1 protein-coding gene is annotated in these 426 nt (G+C 57.5%); it reads left to right on the top strand.

The features are described from left to right. Positions 1–426: DNA sulfur modification protein DndB (locus tag MM817_RS16530; RefSeq protein WP_241717159.1), on the top strand; the 426-nt coding region annotated here is incomplete at both ends.

The raw sequence follows: 426 nt of genomic DNA, 5'->3' as shown, positions 1-426 counted from the left end.
CGTACAAGCTATGGAGCCTGGTGGCGTTCAAAAAGTTCGTTACCCTGCTCACCGGTGTCAGCGAGCGAACCATCGGCCTGGTCGACGAAACACGCCTGCATGGGATCGAGGGATTGGTTCGTCAATTCCTGGAGGAGTGCGGAAAACATCTGCCTCAATGGGCCCACATGATCAGTGGCGGGATTCCCGCGGCTGATGTGCGAGAAGTCATGGTTATTGGTCATGCGGTGTTCTTGGAGGCGCTGGGGATTTTTGGTCGGGAAGCGCTGTTCGCAGGTACCTACCTGACGCCAATCGACCGCGATGCGAAAGTCATAGATCCGAGCCGCGCCCGGTGGCATTCCATGCAGCGCCTTGCTGCTGTAGAAACGAGCAAAGGCGACGCTATGTGGGAAAACCGTTGCGTGGTGCTCGGCAAGATGCAGA

This window comes from Sulfoacidibacillus ferrooxidans (assembly GCF_022606465.1).
Classification (GTDB): domain Bacteria; phylum Bacillota; class Bacilli; order Alicyclobacillales; family SLC66; genus Sulfoacidibacillus; species Sulfoacidibacillus ferrooxidans.
Note: the sequence above shows the minus strand (reverse complement) of the source record. Positions and strands in the feature narration are given on the sequence as shown.